Genomic DNA, 23579 nt, shown 5'->3' with positions numbered 1-23579 from the left:
CCGATCACGTGAAACATCGGGGCGAAATCTGAAAAGCCAGATGAGTAGGAAAAACACCAATCAAAAAAACGAATACAATGGACACACAACTAAGCGCATCAAGCCAGGAAATAGATGTACTGGTAGTTATTGACACCGATTATGTGAGAGCACATTATCCAAACCCAAGCAAAGACCCTAATAATCCTACAGGAATAGATCACAACAGTCAGCATATGATTGTTTCCAATGCCAATGCTATTTCCGGACAAGGATCTGCTGATTTAAACTTCAGCGCGAAAGTGGGTGATACCGTTTCTTTCAGAAGCACATCAATTTACCAAAACTCTGATGATGCGGTCATCATCTACAATATTAAATACTGGTCCGGAGATCAGGTTTTTAATAACTTCGTGTATGATGCTGTAGAAAGAAAACAGGCGGTTGTCCCTAATTACAGTTCACCAAACGGGCTTCCTGCCAATACTGCAGATATCACTTTTTCAAGTTTTGACTCAAAAGTAAAAGCGACAGGAAAGGAAAATTTTTACGTACAGTTTGCTTTGTATATCTTGGATCCAAACAACAGTAACCAGCAGATCCTGCTAGGTTACTACTACTGGGACCCAACGATTACGGTTAAGTAGAAGGAAAAAATAAAAACCGGCTCTTGCGAGCCGGTTTTTATTTGTATAGAACAATCCCAATTATTGTGCTTTAATTTTGAAGTCATCTACTTCCCATGTTGCTGCTGCAGAGGTTGTAGAAGTATATTTAAATGCAATTCTTACATTTTTACCTAAGAAAGCACTTAAATCAACATTTCCAGAACCTACCCAGTCTCCAAATGCATTTGCATTGGTGTCCAGGGTGGCCTGCAGTGGAGTCCAACTGGTAGTTGTCACATCTCCTGTATAATTATCTGTAGCATATACCTGTAGTGCATTTCCGGAATATCTAACATCTGAAGTGAAACTCACCGCAGCTTTAGTTTTACCCACTAAGCTTACTGCTTTAGAAATCAACCAGTCTTCATTAGCAAAGTTGTTCCCTGCTCCTCCAGCATTACCATTCATCATCGCGTAGTAGTTGGATCCATTTCCTTGGTTGGAAGTTTGCCAGAATTGGTTAGGTCCCACTTTATTGACCGTTGTCCAGTCTGAGCCGAATCCACCAGCTGCAAAGCCATCACTGTATATAACCGGGATGGACGTATATATACTCCCGTCACACCTTGGCGCATCAAAATCGATATTTGCCAATCTGGTAATCCATAGCTGGAAAGCTCCGTTAAAAACGCTCAAAATAGCATATACATCCCCTTTTCCTCCTTTTACTTCATAACCTCCAGGCTTAACACTGCCAAAACTTGCTTGTCCGCTTGTTCTTAAGGCCACGGTATTTCCGGCACAGTCTTCAAGTGTTCTATTAGTCACACTGCTACCATCAGTTAATGTTTTTCCCAGGTCTCCATTCACAAACTGAACATCTTTAATTCTGATCCATCTTCCTACATCAGCCATTGTCAATTGAGAGATTGTTTTGTCAGTAGGTACTACAGCTCTTGCTGCGGTATTACTATCGAAGAAATATTTAAACATTTCTGCTTCTTCAATCTGCCCGAACTGTGTCGTATTATTGTTGTTAGTGAATAAAGAACCTAACTGAACTTCTCCGTTTACACTTCTTACATATAGGTTTTTAAGTTTGATATTAACATCTTTGCCCAGTCTGAACCTGCTGTCCAGATAAAGGTTCGTTTTGTTCATATTCACTCTGATTCCTCCTGTGGCATCTTCTACATAAAGATATTTGTAAAGATTCCCGGTCTCATCATTCGCTACAATTTGCGCTTTCAGGTAATCATCCCCTGTGATCTGCACCCAGTTTGTAGTACCTGCTGCCAATTGTTTTATTTCAGCAATTGTTTTAGCGGTAAGATTATTTGGATTGAAGCCGCAAGGGCTTTCATTAAGTCCGTTCAAACGAGGGAAAGTATTCATATTAAGATCTTCCGCTCTGTTGACATACAACTGATAAGTAGGCGTTGATCCGGATTGAAATTTGCTGTAAATCCCAACAAATTCACCTTTCCCCGAAGGTAGAACCTGACTTGCAAATGAAGCATAGCCACTGTTTCTTACGACTGCAGTTTTTGCATACTTTCCATTAGCCCATCCTTCACCGATTGTTTTATCGACCGTCACACCATTAGGCGCATACGTAGTACACAATGCTCTTGCATCAAACTCTACATCATTGACCTGAATCAGACATCCAAAATACTGGTCGTTGGCAGCAGTCATATCCGCAAGCTTCATAAGCTTAGGTACAATTTTTCCTTTTGGAGCACAAGATCTAAAGATCTGTTTTGCAACGCGTTTTTCAGGAATTCTCGATACAGAAGTGGCAGAGGTTTCAGCTCCCGTTTCTACACCCAGCTGTACAAGCCCACCATAAGTACCCACAGCAAGCCCATTAAGTTTTATATATACTTTTGAACCCTGAGGATATCTGGTATAAGTACTTACTGCATCCACACTCACTGTAAAACCGTGGGTAGGGTTTTCTAAAGCATCCTGCACGTAGATGGTTTTATAAATATTTCCTGTTTCATCTGTAGAGGAAACATATCCCACCATATACAGATCATCTGCTTCATTATCAGGTGTTGTATCTTCCGGGAAAACATACCGCGCATTCTGATATTTAGCTTTTACATCTGCAAATGGTATGACCACTCCCTTTTTATCTGCACAATCATACCCGTCAAGGTTAGGCTGATCATACTTATCATCATGCACACATCCCGTTACTGCCAACAAAGAAGCTGCTGCGATAAAAATATATTTTAAAATTGAATTATATTTTTCCATTGTTATCGTTTTAGAATCTTAAATAAACATTAGTAAAGAAAGTCCTTCCTCTGTCATACCAAAGTTTGGGTCCGAAATAAGGTGTTGCTCTCTGCGAATCAATAAGAGCCTCATTAAAGTTTACATTTCTTCCCTGTTCAAATCCTCCGGTCACATAATCTCTGTTGTCCAGGATATTGTTCACAGATATACTGATTCCCATTCTGTATTTTCCAAACTGGAAAGATTTACCCGCATTGGCATTCAACATAAATTGGTTATCAAATTTTTTCTGCTTTGTAATAAGTTCTATCAGTTCCGGAGTTACACCAGGGAAAGGATCATTGGTTTGACGATCCGTATACATATAAGGAGTCTTATTCAAAGCTGAGAAATCAAGATACTGATCCATCAAGTAGTTGGCAGATGCTCCCACCCACCAATATTTTGGAGAGTTGTACTTCAATCCAAAAGAGAATGCTTTTTGAGGGGTTCCTGCAACTTTATAATCCTTCACATTAGCTTTACCCCAGAAATCGGTCCCTCTGAATCCATTAAGGTCATCAAATGTAGAAACTTCAGGATTATTAGTATACTCGTACTCCCCTACACTTGCAACCCCAACAGCATTTAATGTAGGCGTTACCTTAACATCAAATCCTAATTCAAGTCCCATATATCTTTTGTTGACTCCACTCATTGCCTCATTAACCAATGTACTGAATGAGTTTCCTAATTCTCCGTCATTGACATCAGCATAATATCTTGAAATTTCTGTAGAGTTATGAATCGTAGTATAGTATGCGGATAATCTTAATTTTAAAATCTGTCCTCTCAGAATATAGCTCAGATCATTAGAGTTGATCATCTGATTATTAACGCCCGGCGTCACAAAATCAACCATTCTTGGGTTAATATAAATTTCGTTAAGGGTCGGCGCTAAACTAAAAAATGCTCCGTTATATACAATAAAGTTCTTTCCGTTGATCTTATACGTAATTTTACCTTTGATTCCGGCATCCAGAGCATCATATACCGCACTTTTACCTTTAGAATTATCTCTAAATCTGGCAAGTCCGCTTCTAAAATCTCCTTCCCTGTATGCTTCTGAGTACGAAGAGAATATGGAAGCAACGATATTCCATTTATTGAAATCGATTTCCGAGGAAACGTTTAATGAATAAAGATTTTTTGTCAGTTCATAAGAATATTGGGTTCTATCACCTTCTCGTACAGTTACGTCCGTATTGTCCGCATCATATCTCGCATCTCCGTTGAAAGCATTAAGATTATAGGCGAAATTTGCTCCTAATAAATCTTTGATTCTTCTGAAATTATCAGATTTTAAATTCTGATAATTGAAGTTGATATTCAGTTTCCAGTTGTCCTTCAGTCTTGTATCGAAGTGAGAGGAGAAATTGAATGTTTTATCTTTAGTCACATCTTCTACAACCGTATAAACGGCACCTCGCTGTGTGATCCCATCCATCTGTGTAAGATTAAGACGGTTCGTATTATACAGGTAATTCCAGTCAATTTGTGACTGTTGTCTGAATTCATCAGCTGAAAGAAGTCCAAAACTTGGTAATTTTCTATAATAAGTCGGATTGGGATCAGAAGCATGGAACCAGTCTAATCTGCTTCGTGCATCACTACCAAACTGATAAGAAACAGTATTGGTCCAATTGGAATTTTTACCTATTTTAAGGTAATCAGTTAACATGAATACCGGTTCATATACGTTTCGGATTCGGGAGTTTCTCTTTTCTCCATCCTGCCATCCCCAATAGGAGTTGTAATTCTTACCCATGATGTCGTACACCTCCTGGGTGTTTGGAGAATTGGAAGACCTGTATGTAGGAGACCCGAAAGCCGTTAAATTAATGGAGTGCCTGTCACTGAATTTTTTTTCAATAGCAGCAAAATAACCATAGGCATCCTGGTAAACCCCGTCAAGAATTGCTCTGTCCCCCCATCTTCTGCTGGCCGAGAACGTGAATGCCCAGCCATTTTTCGAAAGCCCTGAAGAATAGGTAGCCATGGCTCTGTGCAAATAACTTCTGTTCGTAAATGAATACGCTAATGAAGTTTGCTTTCTGTAGCTGGAAGCTTTTGTATTATAATATACTACTCCGCCTAAGTTACCAAATGCATATTCCGAAGGCGTAATATTGTCTACGTTCTCATAAGGATATCTCGTCACATCATTCAAACCACCCCAGTTATTGAAATCTATTCTTCCATCATCATTTTTTGACATGGATACCCCATTAAAAAGAACATCCTCAAATCTGTTGTCTACCCCCCTTGGCCGGAACCAGTAAGCACCCAGCTCAAATGCGGAAACATTTTGGAAAGCATCTCGTCCAGAGCTTAAAAGTCCTACCGTAGGCTGCATAGATGAGCCCCCGTCTTCAGTATCAGTGGCAGAATCGTCGATAACGATTACCCCTGCATCTGATCCCAAAGTATAATTAAGTGTAATGACACCTAAATCTTTTCTCTTCTCATCTGCAGCCACATCAAACTCTAAGATTTTAGACTCGAAGCTTGGTTTTGTCACTGTAATAAGATAGTGTCCAGGTTTTAAATCCACAAACTGGAAGTACCCAATTTTATCCGCGACAACATCGTCGCTGGATTGTGCTAGATCTACTTCTGCTTTCTCTAAGGGCTTGCCATCCTGATCCTTAATATACGCATACACAGTGGTTTGCGCAAAGTAAAATGATGCAGGCATTAGCGTAAACAAAGAGATTAGGGATAGTTTTTTAATCATAATAAACTTATTTTTAAATCCTTCTTTATTTAAGGGGCAACAAATTTAGAACTATTTTCATTAACTTAAACATTTTTAGCACTTTATTCTATTAATTTTTCTTAACCCGCCTCAATTATCCTAAAAATATGATACAATTTTCATCAATAATAAAAAGATTCCGCAATATAATTGCTGATTTCATCAATCAAGTTAATGAACAGATCAATAAGCGGATGATAAAGCAGTAGCTTTCAGATGTTTATTTTTTTCTACCCTTCTGTTACTACGGCTTACTTCAACGAAACTCAGACTATTTTTACTCTTTATTCTTATATAAAATTAGTAATTTTACCCCTCAATTTTTTGAATAGATTAAGAATATGAAAAAATATTTAATCATCATCGCCCTGTTTTGTTTTGGTTCTGTATTTTCCCAGCAGAGACAGGTAAAAAGAGCAGCTGTCGCTTTCCTAAATGTCGAAAACCTTTGGGATACAATTCCTTCTGCTGACTATATCGATGGAACACTACCCCGCTCCAATCCTAAATTCCACAGAAGTGTCCCGGTAGATTCTCTAAAGTATCTTGAAACAACGGAAGATTACAAAGGAGAATGGAGTGATGATCTGTTGATTGGAAAGAAAGTGATCAGAAAGCAATTTTTATCTGAAGACTTTACCGTAAACAGCCCTAAAAGATGGGGGACAAAATATTATAATCAGAAACTGGCCAATGAAGCCAGGGTAATTTCAGAATTGGGAAGGCAGTATACCAATGACAACCCAGCCATCTGTGGGCTGATAGAGGTGGAAAACAGACAGGTTATTGAAGACCTTATCAAACAGCCTGTTTTGGCAAAAAGCAACTACGGCATTGTACATTTCAATTCTTATGACGCCAGAGGGATTGACGTAGCCATTATCTATCAGAAAGGAAGATTTTCTGTTCTGGATTCTTATAAAAAAGAGATCAAGATTTATGATGAGAACGGAAAAAGAGAATACACCCGTGATATTGTTATCGCAATAGGCCTGCTGGATGGCGAGAAAGTAGGAATCTTTATGAATCACTGGCCTTCCAGAAGAGGAGGCGAAGCCATTTCCTTGGCTAAAAGAAATTCTGCAGCGACGGTACTGAAAAACGAAATGGACAAAGTTTCAGCAGAAAACCCGGGAATCAAATTATTCTCAATGGGTGATTACAATGACGATCCTGTAAGCCCAAGTCTGAAGAAACACCTGGCTGCGGTAGGTGATCCGAATGAGTTATCTGATAAAACGCCATACTACAACCTGATGTATAAACTGTATAAGGCAGGAGTCGCTTCTTTGGCTTACAGGGATGCTCCTAACCTTTTTGATCAGATCATTGTTTCAAGAAATCTTTATTCATCTGAGAAAATCACCCCTACCTATACCATTTACAAAGCAGAGATCTATGCTCCGGCGTATTTGGTAAACAAAGAAGGCCAGTGGAAAGGATATCCGTTGCGTTCATGGGATGGAGACCGGTTTACCGGCGGATACAGCGACCATTTCCCAGCAGTTTCTGTCGTTCAGAAGGAATATATTAAAAAATAAATACAGAAAGGCACTCTTATTGGAGTGCTTTTTTTATATCAATATGAAATCATGAAAAATCTAATGGTACTGCTTCTGATTGTTTTGGTTCCTTTCAGCTGTTTTTCCCAGAACAGCACGAAGAAAGATAAAGAGCAACCTGAAATGAAGCCTTCTCAAAATGAAGACGGTGAATGGGAACTTACCGTAATAGACACACAGTTTGATTACTTTCTGAGTGCTGTAGCCAGACCTATCAGCCAATACTCCGAAGCCTCTCTGAAAACTAAAAATACATTCCTGGTTAATGAATGGAATGGTTACCACAATTCAGGCAAATACAGGAATATTATAGAATCCGGAATAGATTATGACCCGCGGGAGAATTATGGGATAAAATTCGAATACAAGCTCTACCAAGTGTTTGCCTATGTATATTGGAAATACGGTTTGAGGATGAACGGACTTTCGGGCAGTGATGCCATAAGGTAATGCAAAATACCCACAATATAGAAGAGCTTTTAAACAATGTTTCTTCATCATTCAACAAAAAAAGGTTCAGAAATTCTGAACCTTTTATTTTATAATAGCTGTAAATTATTTGTTGAATAATTCCTCCACTTTGTCCCAGTTTACCACATCAAAAAATGCAGAAACATAATCAGGTCTTCTGTTTTGGTAGTTTAAATAGTATGCATGCTCCCAAACATCTAATCCTAAAACCGGAGTTCCTTTAACGTCTGCAACAGGCATTAGCGGGTTATCCTGGTTCGGTGTAGAAGAAACAGATACAGAACCGTCAGCATTTTTTACAAGCCATGCCCATCCTGAACCGAATCTTGTCTTAGCAGCATCAGAAAAATCGGTTTTGAATTTTTCAAGTCCACCATATGTTTCGATCGCAGCTTTTACATTTCCTACAGGCTCTTTGCTTCCTCCAGGTGTTAAAATCTCCCAGAACAAAGAGTGGTTGAAGTGTCCACCACCATTATTTCTTACTGCCGGTTTATCAGTTCCTGTTTTGCAGATCTCTTCAATAGTCTTTCCTGCAAGATCAGTTCCTTCGATAGCTTTATTTAAATTGTCAATATACGCCTGGTGATGCTTAGTATAGTGGATCTCCATCGTTTTTGCATCAATAGTGGGCTCCAATGCATCGTATGCATATCCTAATTTTGGTAATTCAAATGACATAATTTTTATTTTTAATGTTATATCCAAAATTAGCCAATATTTAAGCTATAATCAAAGATTGGGCATTACTTTAATAAATCTTTAACATTGATATATTGATTTAGAATGAATTAAATTTCAATTTGATCTGATCGAGGATCGGATCCATTCTTCCCGAAAATACCTGAACTGTAGATCTTATTCGGAACATTGTTTTATTTTCAATTTTGTATCTTACCCCATATGAAGCAATTTTTACCATTAAAATCTTCTTTCACTGAATGTTTAACAAAATAATTTTATTATGAAAATTGGACTTTTTGGATTCGGAAAAGCCGGAAAAGCAGTAGCCTCGGTAATTCTTCAACACAAGGATCACTCACTACAATGGGTTTACAGGAAAACAAACAGATTAAACAGTAGGGATGCCGCTGATTTTTTCGGAATAGACAGCAATGATCCGGGAACTTTTTATTCTGAAAATAAACTCAGTATAGAAGAACTTCTTGAAGAACATCCTGTAGATGCCATCATAGATTTCTCTTCCCAGGAGGGCATCTATGCATATGGAGAGTCTGCAGCGACAAGAAATGTAAAAATTATCTCAGCGATCTCCCATTATTCTGATAAAGAGGTAAGCTTCCTTCATACACTGGCAAAAAAAGCGACTGTATTCTGGTCTCCCAATATTACATTGGGGATCAACTACCTCCTATATGCTTCTGCTTTTCTAAAGAAAATTGCACCATCAGTAGATATAGAAATTATTGAGGAACATTTTAAGGACAAAAAGGGTATTTCCGGAACAGCGATGAGGATCGCCGATGTGCTTGAGGTAAAAGATGAAAAGATCAATACCATCAGAGCCGGTGGAATTGTGGGAAAACATGAAATTATCTTCGGATTTCCCTTCCAGACGGTCAGGCTGATTCATGAATCTATTTCAAGGGATGCTTTTGGTAATGGAGCATTGTTTGCCGCGGAACATTTGGTTAATAAAAAACCGGGCTTCTATAACTTTGAGGATTTGCTGCATCCTTATTTCAAAGTATAGAAGTCCGGTATTGTCAATTAAATTAATTTATTTATTCATAGACATCAGGAACTCTTCATTGTTCAGGGTTCCTTTGATGTTTTTATCTACAAATTCCATGGCCTCCACCGGATTCATTTCAGAAAGATATTTTCTGAAAATCCACATTCTCTGGGAAGTCACTTCATCTAAAAGAAGATCATCTCTACGGGTGCTTGAAGAGACGAGGTCAATCGCAGGATAAATTCTTCTGTTGGCAATCTTTCTATCCAGCTGAAGTTCCATATTACCTGTCCCTTTGAATTCTTCAAAGATCACTTCGTCCATTTTGGAACCTGTATCGATAAGTGCCGTAGCAATAATCGTCAGGGAACCACCTCCTTCAATCTTTCTGGCAGCTCCGAAGAATCTTTTCGGTTTGTGAAGTGCATTGGCATCTACCCCTCCGGAAAGCACTTTACCTGAAGCTGGAGTTACCGTATTGTACGCTCTTGCCAGTCGGGTAATAGAGTCCAGAAGAATCACCACATCATGTCCGCATTCCACCATTCTCTGTGCTTTAGCAAGAACAAGGTTGGCTACTTTTACATGTTTTTCAGCAGCTTCGTCAAATGTAGAGGCAATAACTTCTGCATTTACGCTTCTTTCCATATCGGTAACCTCCTCCGGACGTTCATCGATAAGAAGAACCATCATATAGACTTCCGGATGATTCGCTGCAATAGAATTTGCAATATCTTTAAGTAACATTGTCTTACCTGTTTTAGGCTGGGCAACAATCATTGCTCTCTGTCCTTTTCCTATAGGTGCAAACAAATCGACAATTCTTGTAGATACTGTAGATCCGCTTCCCGCAAGATTAAATTTCTCTTCAGGGAAAAGTGGCGTAAGATATTCAAAGGCCACACGGTCTTTGATGAATGCAAGATCACGTCCGTTTACCTCTGTAGGTTTTAATAAAGAAAAATATTTCTCTCCTTCTTTTGGAAGCCTTACAATTCCTTTTACGGTATCTCCGGTTTTTAGTCCAAAATTTCTGATTTGTGCTGTAGAAACATACACATCATCAGGAGAGGAGATGTAGCTGAAATCAGAAGAACGAAGGAAACCGTAGTTATCCGGTAATATTTCCAACACCCCTTCAATGCTCACCATACCATCAAAATTGAATTCTTTTCTGTGGTCAGAATGGTCTTCTGACTTTTCAGAATGTCGGTTCTGATTTTGATTCTGATTCTGGTGTTGGTTCTGATGTTGATTTTTATGCTGGTTTCCGCTGTTCTGCGGGTTGTTGTGTCCTTTTGGGGATCTGTTAGCCTGTTGTGGTTGGGGATTGCTAGGCTTTTCTTCAGCCTGGGCAGGCTCTTGAGGTTCTGTGTTTTTGGGAGCTTCAGGTTTTTCCTGGATGACGTCTGTATTACCGGTATTGGCAGGAACCCTTTTTCTTTTCTTTTTGGCCGTTGCTGTTGAAGCTATTTCTTCTGCAGGTACTTCTGCTTCAGCCTGTGGCTCTACCGGTTTTATTTCTTCAGAAACGACCTCCTTTTCTTCAACTTTTTCCTCTGTTTTTGTTTCTGCCGGTGTCTTTACGATTGCTTTTGGCCTCGCTGCCGTTTTCTTTGGGGCAGCTTTTTTTACAGGGGCTTTAGCAGGTTTTTCTGCTGGAGCCTCTTCAGTATTCACACTGGTAGTTTCTGTGGCGTTGAAATAATCTTTTGCAACTTTAGGGTTAGAAGCCTGAAAGTCAAGAATAGCAAAGATCTTATCATTCTCATTGCTGGTTCTTGCAACTTTAACGCCTAAATCCTTTAAGATTTTAGTCAGTTCCGTTACGGATTTTGACCTTAACGTTTCTATGTTAAACATATTTATGTAAAAATGTAATTAATTGTGAGTAAGAAAAGTAAGTCCGGTGACTTTGGTTTTCAAGTACATTGTATAATGCAAATCTACACTTATTTTTGAATTGTGCAAAATTTATGTTATTTTTGCCAAGAATTTAATATTCAATGCTACAGAGAATACAAACTATATGGACGTTGTTGGCAGTTTTAGCTGCTGTTTTCCTATTTATAACAGGACAGGATGCGGTGATTTCAGACAGCATCCCGCTGGTGAATATCGGATGTATCGTCCTTGTAATCATTGGAGCATTAAGTATTTTTAGTTTTAAAAACAGAAAAAGACAAATATTGCTGAATACCATCAGCATTATTATAAACGCTTTGTTGATTGGTGTATTGGTGTACTGGTTACTCAACTTATCCGGAGGAATTCAGTTTCCTGAGAAGGGTATTGAGCCGGTTTTCCCATTACTTGCGGTGATCTGTCTGCTTATTGCAAACGTATTCATTCGCAAAGATGAGAGGCTCGTAAAATCTGTAGACAGACTTCGATAACCTTACAACGATTTTTTTGAGTGAGAACAGCTTCTTTTAAGGAGCTGTTTTTTATTTTGTTTCTCTTATCATTTTCTATTTTGAAGATCCCGATCTTCCGGATCAATTAAATTATGTAACTTCCTGCAACTTTTCTGCAGAACACGCGACAGATTACATAACTTTTAATTTAAAAACAATGAAAAAGCTGACTTATCTTACGGTATCCCTATTCTCTGTACTCACATTTGCACAGGAGGTTTCAAAAGAAAGAGTAAAAACCATTCTTTCGACACTGGCTTCAGATGAAATGAAGGGCCGTGAAATCTGGACTCCTGAAAATGAAAATGCCGCCAATTATATCGCAACCCTTTTCAAAGAGAACAACCTTGAATACTGTACCGGAACCTCCTATCTGATCCCTTTTGAGTACAAAGGAAAGAAGGCCTACAACGTATGTGGAGTGAAAAAGGGAAAAACAGATCAATACCTTGGATTTTCCGGTCACTTCGACCACATTGGCACCAGTAATAAAAGTGGTGACAATATTTATAACGGTGCTGATGATGACGCCAGCGGCATTACCACTCTGGTAGGTATCGCAGACTATTTTAAAACCCAAAAGCCTGAATTTTCAATGGTTTTTATAGCTTTTAATGGGGAAGAAAAAGGGATGCTGGGATCGAGAGCGATTTCGGAGGACAAAAATCTGGATAAGATTTACAGTAATATGACTGCTCTTTTTAATTTTGAAATGGTAGCAACAGAGTCACAATGGGGAAAAAATGCATTGTACATGACGGGAGACGGCTTCTCGGATCTTGATGAGCTTTTCAATCAAAATGCCGTGAACGGACTAAAAATTAATCCCGACCCCTATGCAAAACAACAGCTTTTCTACCGTTCAGACAATGTCAGTTTTGTGAGAAAGAAAATCATTGCCCATTCATTTTCTACGGTTGATATGAGCAAAGCGTCTCATTATCATCACGAAAATGATGATATCAATATTGTGGATTTTGATAATATGACCCAAATCATCAATAATTTTGGAAAAACACTGAAGAAACTGACTCCTCAGAATTTTACCCCTAAATATACAGAGGATGTCAATTTTAATCTTTAACGCATAATAAACCGCCTCACCGGCGGTTTTTATCTTTTAAAAACACCTCTCTCCTCTCATGGAATAACAAGCTTTTTTTACTCTAAAAGCAAAGTAAAGTACTTATACCTGTAACAAAAAGATGTTCTCTGAAACATATTAGGTAAAGTAAAACAGGATTAAGAACGTCTTATCTTTTAATTTTACGTAATTTTGCTATCCAATTTTTTCATTGAATGAACGAATATAAAAAAATCTTAAAATTCGCAAGACCACATCAGAAATACATCTACGGAAGTTTATTTTTCAATATCATGTATTCTGTATTTCAGATTGCTTCCTTAGGAACGATTCTGCCAGTTTTGGGGATGCTTTTTGGTACCATCAAACCGGAGAAATATGAAAAAGCGCCGGTTTACTCCGGAGACATCGTAGATTTCTTCACTTATATAAAAGAATATTCGAATTATTATGTGCAGACACTCGTAAGTGACTACGGTTCACTTACGGTCCTTGCCTGGCTGTGTATCATTACCGCTTTCATGTTCTTTTTACGAAATGCTTTCAGGTATTTCGGATCTTTGCTTCTGATCAATTATCGTGTAGGGGTTACAAAAGATCTTCGAGGAGCCATGTACAGAAAAATCCTTTCGCTTCCGGTTTCATTTTTTACTGAAAGCAGAAAAGGAGATATGATGTCCCGTATGTCTAATGATGTGGGAGAAGTGGAAGGAGGTATTTTAGGAAGCTTGATTGAACTCATCAATGCGCCTTTCATGCTGATCAGTACTTTGGTAACCCTATTCTTCCTGAGTCCGGAAATGACTCTGTTTTCATTACTTGTTCTTCCGGTAATGGGGACCATGATTGCTCTGATCGGAAAAAGTCTTAAAAAAGATTCTCATGAAGCGCAACACGAGCTAGGTACCATATTTTCTATCGTAGATGAAACCTTGAAATCATCAAAGGTGATCAAAATATTTAACGCTGAAAAAATCATGGACAACAGGTTCATGCAATCCATGAACAAATGGATCTCCAGCTCCATCAACCTGGGAAGAAAAAAAGAGCTTGCTTCCCCGATGAGCGAATTCCTGGGATCTATTACTTTTCTGATTATAGCGTGGTACGGAGGGAAACAGATTATTGTAGAGCAAAGTATATCTCCTGCCGATTTCCTGGTATTTCTGGGGATGTTTTTCCAGATCCTGCCACCGGCAAAAAGTTTATCTTCATCTATTTCCAATGTACAGAAGGGCGAAGCTTCTCTGAAAAGAGTACTGGAAATTCTGGACGCAGACGTAAAAATTGAAGAAGCAGCAGAACCGGTATCTATCTCTACCCTTCAGCGTACTATTGAATTTAAGGATATCGGATTTTATTATGACAAAGCCAATCTGATCCTTAAAAATTTCAATTTAACCATTCCGAAAGGCAAAACAGTAGCGCTGGTCGGACAAAGCGGAAGTGGAAAAACAACCATCGCCAACCTGCTGGCCCGTTTCTATGATGTTTCTGAGGGAGAAATCCTGATTGACGGAACAGACATTAAGCATTTAAAGCTTAGTGAATACCGACAGCTTTTGGGAATGGTCACTCAGGAATCCGTACTATTCAACGACTCCGTCTACAACAATATTTTAATGGGTAAGCCCGATGCCACCAGGGAAGAAGTCATTGAAGCCGCTAAAATTGCGAATGCTGACAACTTTATTTCCAGTCTTTCTGAAGGCTATGATACCAATATCGGAGATGATGGCAATAAGCTTTCTGGAGGGCAGAAACAAAGGGTTTCCATTGCCAGAGCAGTGCTGAAAAACCCACCTATTATGATTCTGGATGAAGCCACTTCTGCACTGGATACAGAATCTGAAAGATTTGTACAGGATGCGCTGGAAAAAATGATGGAAAACAGAACTTCTCTTGTCATTGCCCACCGTCTTTCTACCATTCAGAAAGCGGACTGGATTGTAGTGATGGAAAAAGGGGATATTGTGGAACAGGGAACCCATCATGACCTTATCGCTAAAAAAGGAATGTACAACAAGCTTGTTGAACTTCAGAACTTTGACTAAACATTTTCAACTGAAATGAATCCTATACAAGAGTATTTCTACAGAATCGAAGAGCCTGAAAGAAGTACTCTTTTGTTTTTAAGGGAAAAGATCCTCGCTTCTGATCCGGAAAACATCACCGAGACCTTAAGCTTTGGACTTCCGTTTATTAAGTATAAAAAGAAAATGCTATGCTATTTCTATTACAGCAAGAAATACAAAAAGCATTACCTCAGTTTTTATCACGGCGACAAATTAGATTATCCACAACTAATCCAGGATGGCAGAAAAAAGTTTAAAATCCTTTTGATTGATGTACAGGAGGATCTGCCAATAGACTTTATTTTGAAACTGACAAAAGAAGTGAAGAGCTATATCAAATAAAAACTCCGATACGATTACCGTACCGGAGCCCTTCATAAAACACTTCATCATTGTGTGTTAATTCCACTAAACTCTGCCTGCTTAATTGCCCAGGCAATCATATTGGCAAAAAGAATTGAGTTTTGTACCTGCATTCCCCCTGCGGAATATCCGTTACCTCCATATCCATATGCCGATTTCTGAACCGGGAAGTATCCTCCTGAACTAGGGGCTACAAAGGGTTCGATTGTATTGCTGTTCGCCTGATTTCCATTGGCATTTCCGTTACTTAAGAAACCTCCGTCACCAAACCATATAAAGCTCAAATTACTATTTCTAAGACCTGTTATACCTGTTCTGGCTGTACTACTGTTAATGGGTTGGGCGTAACTGAACGGAACAAATTCACTCGAAAGTCCTGTTATGCTAACTGTTGTAGAAGCGTCCTCCCCCCAGTTTTTTCCTCTGACATCACCAAAAGGGCCATTCAATACAGGATCATTGGTATTGGTAAGTGCGTATACCGAACCAGCGCCTGCTCCGTTAGAAGCTGAAATGGTAGGATCTGAAAATATTGATCTGAATAAGTTCTGTGCAGAACCTGTATCATCTGTAAGTGCAATAACGACTCCTTTTTTATTCAAATAGTTCGCAATATATCCTGCCTCCGTTGTATTCGGAGAATAGCTGTATCCTATAATAACAATATCCGGCTTATTGTTAAGAGCATTCTGAAGCGCAGTAGAGGAAGGGGAGTTTCCTAAGGAAATATGATTAAATCCTTCGTATTTTACGACGCTTGTAGCAGTGGTTCCGAAATTGGAAGGAGAGTCCATCAAATTTCTTGATGGTCCCGTAAAGGCACTGTAGCCATAGGCGGTTTCAAGTCCAATGTGCAAGACTGTTTTCTTTGGAATGACAACAATCACATCTACAGAACAGGTGGTGGAAACCCCACCCTGGCTGTCAGAAGTAATAGTGATCGTCTTTACTGAGGTAGAAGTAGGTCTTCCTGTTCCACTTAATGTTACATTCTGGTTTCCCGTTGCAGTAAACGTTCCTGATCCGCTAAAAGAAATTCCGTCCACGGTATTTGTGGAAATGGTATAACTTCCCATTGTTGAAACATTAACCGGTAAAGTAATGGTATTGGAAGCTGTAAGCTCCGTTCCTACTTTATAGACTCCGTTTACCTTTGCGTTACCGCAGCTCATCGTATACGTTCCTGCAGGGCTTAGAACGGTTACAGAAACTGGTGGAGTACAGGTAACGTCTCCTCCGTTAGCACTGATTTCAATTGTATCGGTCTGGATGTTCTCCGGGGTCCCCTGCCCGGGAATCTGTATTTTTTGAATTCCTGTATTTAGAAAAACTCCGGTTCCGTAGAAATTATATCCGTTTGCTGTGGTACCGGAAATGGTATAATTCCCCAATTTAGTTACATTTACCGAGATCCTAAGATAATTAGAATTGGTCAGTTCTTTCCCTTTCACATAAGTCCCCATCGCCTTAGAATCGGCGCAGTCTATCGTAAAAACAGATTTTCCCAGCTGTCCGCAGACACTTTTCCATTCATCGTCAGCCAAACTCCAGTAATTAAAACAATCTTCTGTGGTATTGTAAATCGTTAATCCATCATCTGTGGGTTTATTTATTACCATCGCATCTCTCTGAGACTCATTAAGACGGGGAATAAGAATTCCTTTGTTATTATTTCCTGATACTACATCCAAAACTGAATTCGGATTGGGAGTGGTAGTATTGATCCCTACAGCACCATTGTGGGTCTGTGAAATCAAATTTCCAAAAATTAAAAGGAAAGCAAGAACTACAATTCTTACCCCGATTGTTGTACGTGTTGTTTTCATCATTTATAAATTATCATTGTTTATTCATTCACCTTCTTTAAACAGATAACATCCTGTTGAGGCAAAATTATCATCTCCAGCTGTTTATAACCGCAAATATGACTACGCAATACTACTCACGCGTAGCAAAACGTACGGAGCGCTCTCATTCTAAACTTAAAAAGTGATTCAATAAAAAATAAAAAAATGTAAAAATGGAACCTATAAAATGAAAGTGAAAAATAAAATTGATAGTATTTAAATTACGAGTCAAATATTGTAAATAATAAATTTGTTTGTTTTAACAAAACATAATCTTCCAGTAATGCCTGATTAGATCTTAAAAATAGATCTCCATTTGGCAATGGTATTTCTGCTTATTTTAAAATGGTTACCCAACTGAACATTTTTACTTATAAGTAGTAAAACTCACGAGCATCTTTTATTAAATTTTTATCAGAAAGCTGTTGATGTTGATTTCAGAGGAAATGTTCAGTTTTTTACGTATTCTGTACTTTTTACTTTCTACAGCTCTGATGCTGTTATTGGTACACTGAGCAATTTTCTTGGTATCAAAGTCAAGTTTCATCAATGCACAAAAATAAAGTTCGGAATGAATGAGATTGCTATTGATCACTAACAGCTCTGGAATAAAGTGTGGAAAAAACACCTGGAATTTTTCAAAAAATACCGGGGAATTACTTTCAGCCAAACTTAAAATTTCCTGGATATTTTCTTCAGTGAGATGATTGATAAGCATCTGATGCTTCATCAATTCTGCATTGGTCTTCTCCAGATCTTTAATGGTTGAATCTTTTATTCTGGTCTTGACGATCAGCCCGTTGATCAGCTTGTCTTTTTGAGCGATAAAGACGATATCCATCGAAAAGCAGGTAATCGAAAACAAAATATTCCAGAGTTTGACAATTTTGAAATCCCCCTGCTTAAAGAACCTGCTTCTGGGGATAAAATCAAGATCGAAATACAGACTGCCAATGAAATTAATGCTGATGATAAAAACAATAAAAAATATGACAAAAGAGTCTTTTTTATAATTGAGAAAGAATGGAATAGCAAATAAGATGCAAAAATAAAAATATTCTACTCCCGCATTCTTATGCGTGTGAATATAAAAAAAACTAACAATAAAAGTAAGCAATACAATAATTGAAATAATCATTGTTTTAAGATTTTTCCTGAAGCGTTGTGTTTTACTTTTTATAGCCAGAAGGAAAAGCCAGAAGAAGGTAATCACTGTAAGGAAGGTCGAAATCAGTAGATCTCCAAAAAAAGTAATGATAAAAACAGAATAGAATAGGAAAATGAAAAATAAAAATAGCAGATACCGATTAATAAGGTGCTGATAATTATTATCAAAATCTCCTGTCTTCTCCTGTTCATCGTTAATCATTTTAAAGAAAAATCTGTAAATCATTTTATTTTTTGTCTATTAATAAAATTCCAGGTTGGTATTGGTACCTTCTGGAACATCCGTTTACCAAAACAAAATAGCTTAGCCGTATTAATCCGTTAAAAAAATATGATGTACATTATTTTTTCTCCAATAGTCTAAAAAACACAGATATTACTATTGCTTGGCATCTGCAAAATTATTTATCTGGAATAGAAAAAACAGAAAACGAACATACTTATTAATACTCACGAGTACTAAAAACTCAATAAAAAAGAGAGAACCGGCATGGTCCTCTCTTACTTTTATCTATACATAAGACGTTCTAGTTTTCTTTTAATCTGGCAATGACATCCAAACCTCCTTTTGTAATATCTCCGATCTTACATACAATCTCAGTATCCAAAGGCAGGAAAACGTCCATTCTTGAACCAAATTTGATAAATCCGAACTCATGCCCGGCTTTTGCCTGATCTCCCTCATTACAATAGAAAACAATCCTTCTCGCCACATAACCAGCAATCTGTCTGAAAACTACTTTATGATTAGTCTGTGTTTCCACAGCTACCGTTGTTCTTTCATTTTCTGTAGAGGATTTTTCATGCCAGGCTACCAGATACTTTCCGGGATGGTATTTTTTGTATATCACTTTTCCGGAAACGGGATATCTGCAGATGTGGACATTCAGTGGTGACATAAAAATAGAAACCTGAATGGCTTTTTCCTTCAGAAATTCGGTTTCATCCACTTCTTTAATCATCACTACTTTTCCGTCAACCGGCGCGATAACGTTTTCTTTGTGGTCTAGAATATCTCTGTCCGGCACTCTGAAAAACCAGAATACAAGACTGTAAACAACCAGCAAAGGCATAATGATCAAAAGTGACCACATTTCAAGAAAATAGATTGCCAAAGCTCCCAGAATAATAAATAGTATGGTCGCTACGGTAATCGTTCCTTTTGATTCTCTATGTAATTTCATGAGACTAAATAAATTTTTCTAAAATAAAGTACAAATATACGACAGGAACGCAGATAATAAAACTATCCAGTCGATCTAAAACACCTCCATGTCCGGGAATGATGTTTCCACTGTCTTTCACACCGAAATTTCTTTTCAGCTGGCTCTCTACCAAATCTCCCAGCGGTGCAAAAGCTGCCACCAGGAAGCCTACAACCATCCAGTTTCCTCTCAGTTCGGGTTGATAATGTTCTATAAAGTAGGACAACACTAACGTCAGCACTACTCCTCCCGCATACCCTTCCCATGTTTTTTTGGGTGAGATTTTAGGAGCCATTTTATGTTTTCCAAAGAATTTTCCAACCAGATAGGCAAAAGTATCACTACTCCATATCAGAATAAACAGGAAAAGGACCTCCAGAGAGAATGTATCATTATAACTCGAAAACTTCGGCAGGCCTAAGGCAAAACTGAAGGGAAGAGCCACGTAAATAACTGTAAAAATAAGTTTTCCGCTGTCATAATATAATTCGGTGGGATACTTAAACAGTGTCACTACTGCAATCCCGATCAGCGCAAGCGCCAGAATTTCACTCAGCCTGAAGTCAAAAAAGAAATCGTGATGAAAATATCTTTTGGAAAAAATATAAAATATAAAAATAGCCATTGGAAAAACCACCCACTTTTCGTACCCTTTTCCGAATTTCATGATTTTAACAGACTCCCAAGTACCCACTACAAGCAAAAGGCTCATCAACCCGTAATACAGATACTGCTGTTGAATAATCCCCGGAAAAACACTATTGATAAGCTGTGCTCCCAGTGGAGTTGAGCAGAGAATGATAATGGCTACATAGACCAGGCCTGAAATGGTTCTTTGAATGAGGTTTTTGTCCAAAATTTAAAATTTAGAAGTGGGTGCTTAATCTTCAAGCAGCAATAGAAATAGTTTTGTATTGGAATTGGAAGAACTGTCCATTTTAGACTGGCTCCCACTGATGGAAGTTAGGTTCTTGATATTTCCATTTCTTTTTATTTTTCCCATGGCATCATTCAGGTTATTCACAATCTGAGAAACATTGGCAATGATGATGATCTTATCGGGAAGCCTTGAGGAATGGTAATGAAGGATATTATTATGGGAAAGCATAATCCTTCCATCATATGCGATCAAATATTCACAGGTAATGAATGCAGCATCATTGGACGATTGCAATTCTGAAGTATAGGCAGACTTCACAACATTTAAGAAGTTCTGAAGTTCTTTATCCCAACAGAAAAGGTTGCCAATACCTTCTATCTTGATAATCTGATTTAAAGTTTGTAGAGCTTCCGCTTCATCTGCACAATAATTAAAAAATCCCCCTGAATGCGTAAATAATTGCGCAAACTTATAGTCAAGATCCGCATTTTTCAGCGAATCCCCAAGCTTCTCCAGGCTCTGTTTATCCTCTTCTTCAGGCTGGTTGGTAAGTTTGCTTACAATCCTCTTGAATAAATTCAACTTAATCTATTTTTAGTCAACTTTATACAAAAATAGAAAATAAATTACAATAGCGTTCAAAATATCTCTTTAAATATGAAAAAACCTGACAATTTGAGGTTGTCAGGTTTTTTACCGTTTTATTTTTTTGAGGTATTAAAGCTGCGTCGGGCTTTCAGGAGCCTGTATTTCGCTTTCTTCCTCCTTTTCTTTGATCTGGGGAGCTGTTAGTACTTCTGGCAGATCTTTTTCCGGAATAGTATTGGTAACCGGTTTTTCTGTCAATTCAGGATCCCATGCTCTCTTTCCGAAAATATCTTCCAGGTCTTCACGGAAAATAACTTCTTTCTCCAGGAGTTTATTTGCCAAAGCATCCAGTTTGTCCTTATTTTCGTCAAGGATTCTTACCGCTCTTTCGTATTGATTTTCGATGATCGATTTGATCTCGGCATCAATTTTTGTAGCGGTTTCCTCAGAATAAGGTTTTCCAAAATTATACTCAGACTGGCCGGAGCTGTCATAATAAGAGATGTTTCCGATATTCGGGCTCAATCCATAGATGGTAACCATCGCCTGAGCTCTTTTCGTCACATTTTCAAGGTCAGATAAAGCTCCTGTGGAAATATTGTTGAAGATCACCTGTTCTGCTGCTCTTCCTCCCAATGTTGCACACATTTCATCAAGCATCTGCTCTGTAGTGGTAAGCTGTCTTTCTTCAGGAAGATACCATGCTGCTCCTAATGAACGTCCTCTCGGAACAATCGTTACTTTTAAAAGCGGAGAGGCATGTTCTACCAGCCATGAGATGGTAGCGTGTCCTGCTTCATGATATGCCACTCTTCTTTTTTCAGAAGGCTTGATTGCTTTATTTTTCTTTTCAAGACCACCAATGATCCTATCCACCGCATCAAGGAAATCCTGCTTGGTTACGGAAGTATGATTATTTCTTGCTGCAATCAGGGCTGCTTCGTTACACACATTGGCAATATCGGCTCCACTGAATCCGGGAGTTTGTTTTGCCAGGAACTCTCTGTCTACATTGTCATCAAGTTTGATCTTTTTCAAATGTACATCAAAGATCTGTCTTCTTTCGTGTAGCTCAGGAAGATCCACATAAATGGAACGGTCAAAACGTCCTGCTCTCATTAAAGCTTTATCCAGGATATCGGCTCTGTTGGTCGCAGCCATTACAATAACGTTGGTATCGGTTCCGAAACCATCCATCTCGGTAAGAAGCTGATTCAGGGTGTTTTCTCTTTCGTCGTTTCCGCCTGAGAAATTATTTTTTCCTCTTGCACGTCCGATGGCATCAATCTCATCGATAAAGATGATCGCCGGAGATTTCGCTTTTGCCTGGGCAAAAAGGTCTCTTACCCTTGAAGCTCCTACTCCTACAAACATTTCAACAAAGTCAGATCCTGAAAGGGAGAAGAACGGTACTTTAGCTTCGCCGGCAACAGCTTTTGCCAGCAATGTTTTACCGGTTCCCGGAGGGCCTACCAAAAGAACACCTTTAGGAATTTTACCTCCCAGCTTGGTATATTTTTCAGAGTTTTTCAAGAAGTCCACAACTTCCTGAACTTCTTCTTTGGCACCTTCCAGTCCTGCAACATCCTTGAATGTTACCTGAATTCTTTCTTTTTCGTCAAAAAGCTTGGCTTTTGATTTTCCGATAGAGAAAATCTGTCCGCCATGACCTCCGCCACCGCCCATCTTTCTGAAAAGAAGGAAGTAGAATAATCCCAGAATGGCAATCCAGATCAATGCAGACACCAGAATATCCATGAACGGACTTTTGCCTGCTCCATAGTCTTTTGCTGTTTTTATCGCCGGATTATCAGCTTTTATCTGTTCAAATTTCTGAAGGAAAAGTTGAAGGTCTCCATATTTTACAGAATAGTCTGCTTTAGGAGCCATTTCAAATGCAGAAAGAGGGTTGTTTTCTTTGCCAGATTTGGCAACCGTTGCTGATTTTGCTTCTTTTGTCAGGAAAACATCCGCTTTCTCTATGTCTTTGTATATAATTATATTCTGGACTTTCCCCGCCTGCATTTCTCTAAAGAAACCATCTTCATCAATAGATTTTGCAGCGTCACCTCCTAGGAAATTGGAGCCAAAGAATAGCAAAAGAGCTATGATTGCAATAGGAAAGAACCAGTTGAATCCTTTATTATTCATTTATACTTTTTAAAATTTTATTACTCATTTTCAATTTTGGTAATGACAGCGTCACCCCAAAGCTCTTCGATGTCATAGTACTCCCGTACCTGTTTTTGAAATATATGAACCACCACCGAAACATAATCCACCAATACCCACATCGCGTTCTCAGTACCTTCCACATGCCAAGGTCTTTCCTTAAGTTCGTTTCGTACCTTCTTCTCTACGCTTCCTGCCAATGCAGCCACCTGCGTGTTTGAGTTTCCGCTACAGATTACGAACGTTTCTGCTACTGAGTTTTCAATGTTGGAAAGATCGAAGACCATGATATCTTCACCTTTTACATCCTGGATAGCTTCAACGATTTTATCTAATAATTCTTGTTTTTCTGTTGTTTTATTCATTAAAAAAATACTATAATCTGCAAATTTATTGTTTTTTCTTTACTTTAACCTTA

Annotated in this window: 19 protein-coding genes; 8 read left to right on the top strand and 11 right to left on the bottom strand. The window is 38.4% G+C overall.

Features of this window, described 5'->3' with window-relative positions:
- Positions 1-77: 77 nt before the first annotated feature.
- Positions 78-626 carry an inclusion body family protein gene (locus tag DRF67_RS05045; protein ID WP_115927245.1) on the top strand — a complete coding sequence of 183 codons (549 nt, stop codon included), beginning with the start codon at positions 78-80 and terminating at the stop codon, positions 624-626.
- Positions 627-686: 60 nt separating this feature from the next.
- Here DRF67_RS05045 and DRF67_RS05040 read toward each other — a convergent pair whose 3' ends face one another.
- The gene (locus tag DRF67_RS05040; RefSeq protein WP_115927244.1) at positions 687-2855 is read right to left on the bottom strand and encodes a DUF5689 domain-containing protein; all 2169 of its coding nucleotides are present in this window, start codon (positions 2853-2855) and stop codon (positions 687-689) included.
- A 10-nt stretch (positions 2856-2865) separates the two neighbouring features.
- Complete coding sequence (locus DRF67_RS05035; RefSeq protein ID WP_115927243.1) at positions 2866-5613, bottom strand: TonB-dependent receptor; 2748 nt, start codon at positions 5611-5613, stop codon at positions 2866-2868.
- 362 nt (positions 5614-5975) lie between these two features.
- Here DRF67_RS05035 and DRF67_RS05030 point away from each other — a divergent pair, with 362 nt between their 5' ends.
- Positions 5976-7175, top strand: coding sequence for an endonuclease/exonuclease/phosphatase family protein (locus DRF67_RS05030; protein WP_115927242.1), 1200 nt, complete (start codon positions 5976-5978; stop codon positions 7173-7175).
- A 51-nt stretch (positions 7176-7226) separates the two neighbouring features.
- Positions 7227-7646 carry a DUF6146 family protein gene (locus tag DRF67_RS05025; protein ID WP_115927241.1) on the top strand — a complete coding sequence of 140 codons (420 nt, stop codon included), beginning with the start codon at positions 7227-7229 and terminating at the stop codon, positions 7644-7646.
- A gap of 105 nt (positions 7647-7751) precedes the next feature.
- On the opposite strand, the gene DRF67_RS05020 is transcribed toward DRF67_RS05025, so the two are convergent.
- Positions 7752-8348 (bottom strand): superoxide dismutase, encoded by a 597-nt coding sequence (locus DRF67_RS05020; RefSeq protein ID WP_115927240.1) that lies wholly within the window; start codon positions 8346-8348, stop codon positions 7752-7754.
- Between the two features lie 283 nt (positions 8349-8631).
- Between DRF67_RS05020 and DRF67_RS05015 the strand changes: the two genes are divergently transcribed.
- Positions 8632-9381: a 4-hydroxy-tetrahydrodipicolinate reductase gene (locus DRF67_RS05015; RefSeq protein ID WP_115927239.1), complete on the top strand. Its 750-nt coding sequence runs from the start codon at positions 8632-8634 to the stop codon at positions 9379-9381.
- A gap of 27 nt (positions 9382-9408) precedes the next feature.
- On the opposite strand, the gene rho is transcribed toward DRF67_RS05015, so the two are convergent.
- Positions 9409-11226, bottom strand: a complete 1818-nt coding sequence (rho, locus tag DRF67_RS05010; protein WP_115927238.1) for a transcription termination factor Rho — start codon at positions 11224-11226, stop codon at positions 9409-9411.
- A 143-nt stretch (positions 11227-11369) separates the two neighbouring features.
- Here rho and DRF67_RS05005 point away from each other — a divergent pair, with 143 nt between their 5' ends.
- The 4 genes from DRF67_RS05005 to DRF67_RS04990 all read left to right on the top strand — a co-directional run bounded on the left by DRF67_RS05005 (position 11370) and on the right by DRF67_RS04990 (position 15281).
- A complete protein-coding gene (locus DRF67_RS05005) occupies positions 11370-11759 on the top strand; it encodes a DUF4293 family protein (RefSeq protein ID WP_115927237.1) in 390 nt (129 codons plus the stop codon).
- Between the two features lie 178 nt (positions 11760-11937).
- Positions 11938-12864 carry a M28 family metallopeptidase gene (locus DRF67_RS05000; RefSeq protein ID WP_115927236.1) on the top strand — a complete coding sequence of 309 codons (927 nt, stop codon included), beginning with the start codon at positions 11938-11940 and terminating at the stop codon, positions 12862-12864.
- A 215-nt stretch (positions 12865-13079) separates the two neighbouring features.
- Entirely contained in the window at positions 13080-14918 is a 1839-nt protein-coding gene (locus DRF67_RS04995; RefSeq protein ID WP_115927235.1) for an ABC transporter ATP-binding protein, read from the top strand.
- A 15-nt stretch (positions 14919-14933) separates the two neighbouring features.
- Positions 14934-15281: a DUF1801 domain-containing protein gene (locus tag DRF67_RS04990; protein WP_115927234.1), complete on the top strand. Its 348-nt coding sequence runs from the start codon at positions 14934-14936 to the stop codon at positions 15279-15281.
- Between the two features lie 47 nt (positions 15282-15328).
- Here DRF67_RS04990 and DRF67_RS04985 read toward each other — a convergent pair whose 3' ends face one another.
- The 7 genes from DRF67_RS04985 to rsfS form a co-directional block, all read right to left on the bottom strand.
- The gene (locus DRF67_RS04985) at positions 15329-17131 is read right to left on the bottom strand and encodes a hypothetical protein (RefSeq protein ID WP_115927233.1); all 1803 of its coding nucleotides are present in this window, start codon (positions 17129-17131) and stop codon (positions 15329-15331) included.
- A 421-nt stretch (positions 17132-17552) separates the two neighbouring features.
- The gene (locus DRF67_RS04980; RefSeq protein ID WP_115927232.1) at positions 17553-18542 is read right to left on the bottom strand and encodes a helix-turn-helix transcriptional regulator; all 990 of its coding nucleotides are present in this window, start codon (positions 18540-18542) and stop codon (positions 17553-17555) included.
- A 301-nt stretch (positions 18543-18843) separates the two neighbouring features.
- Complete coding sequence (locus DRF67_RS04975; protein WP_115927231.1) at positions 18844-19500, bottom strand: phosphatidylserine decarboxylase family protein; 657 nt, start codon at positions 19498-19500, stop codon at positions 18844-18846.
- Positions 19501-19504: 4 nt separating this feature from the next.
- A complete protein-coding gene (locus DRF67_RS04970) occupies positions 19505-20377 on the bottom strand; it encodes a phosphatidate cytidylyltransferase (protein WP_115927230.1) in 873 nt (290 codons plus the stop codon).
- Positions 20378-20401: 24 nt separating this feature from the next.
- Entirely contained in the window at positions 20402-20983 is a 582-nt protein-coding gene (locus DRF67_RS04965; RefSeq protein WP_165851745.1) for an LUD domain-containing protein, read from the bottom strand.
- Between the two features lie 135 nt (positions 20984-21118).
- On the bottom strand, positions 21119-23140 hold the full coding sequence (gene ftsH / locus DRF67_RS04960; protein WP_115927228.1) for an ATP-dependent zinc metalloprotease FtsH: 2022 nt from the start codon (positions 23138-23140) through the stop codon (positions 21119-21121).
- Between the two features lie 20 nt (positions 23141-23160).
- Positions 23161-23526, bottom strand: a complete 366-nt coding sequence (rsfS, locus tag DRF67_RS04955; protein ID WP_050021622.1) for a ribosome silencing factor — start codon at positions 23524-23526, stop codon at positions 23161-23163.
- Positions 23527-23579 lie beyond the last annotated feature (53 nt).

Source organism: Chryseobacterium pennipullorum, assembly GCF_003384725.1.
GTDB classification, from domain to species: Bacteria; Bacteroidota; Bacteroidia; order Flavobacteriales; family Weeksellaceae; genus Chryseobacterium; species Chryseobacterium pennipullorum.
Note: the sequence above shows the minus strand (reverse complement) of the source record. Positions and strands in the feature narration are given on the sequence as shown.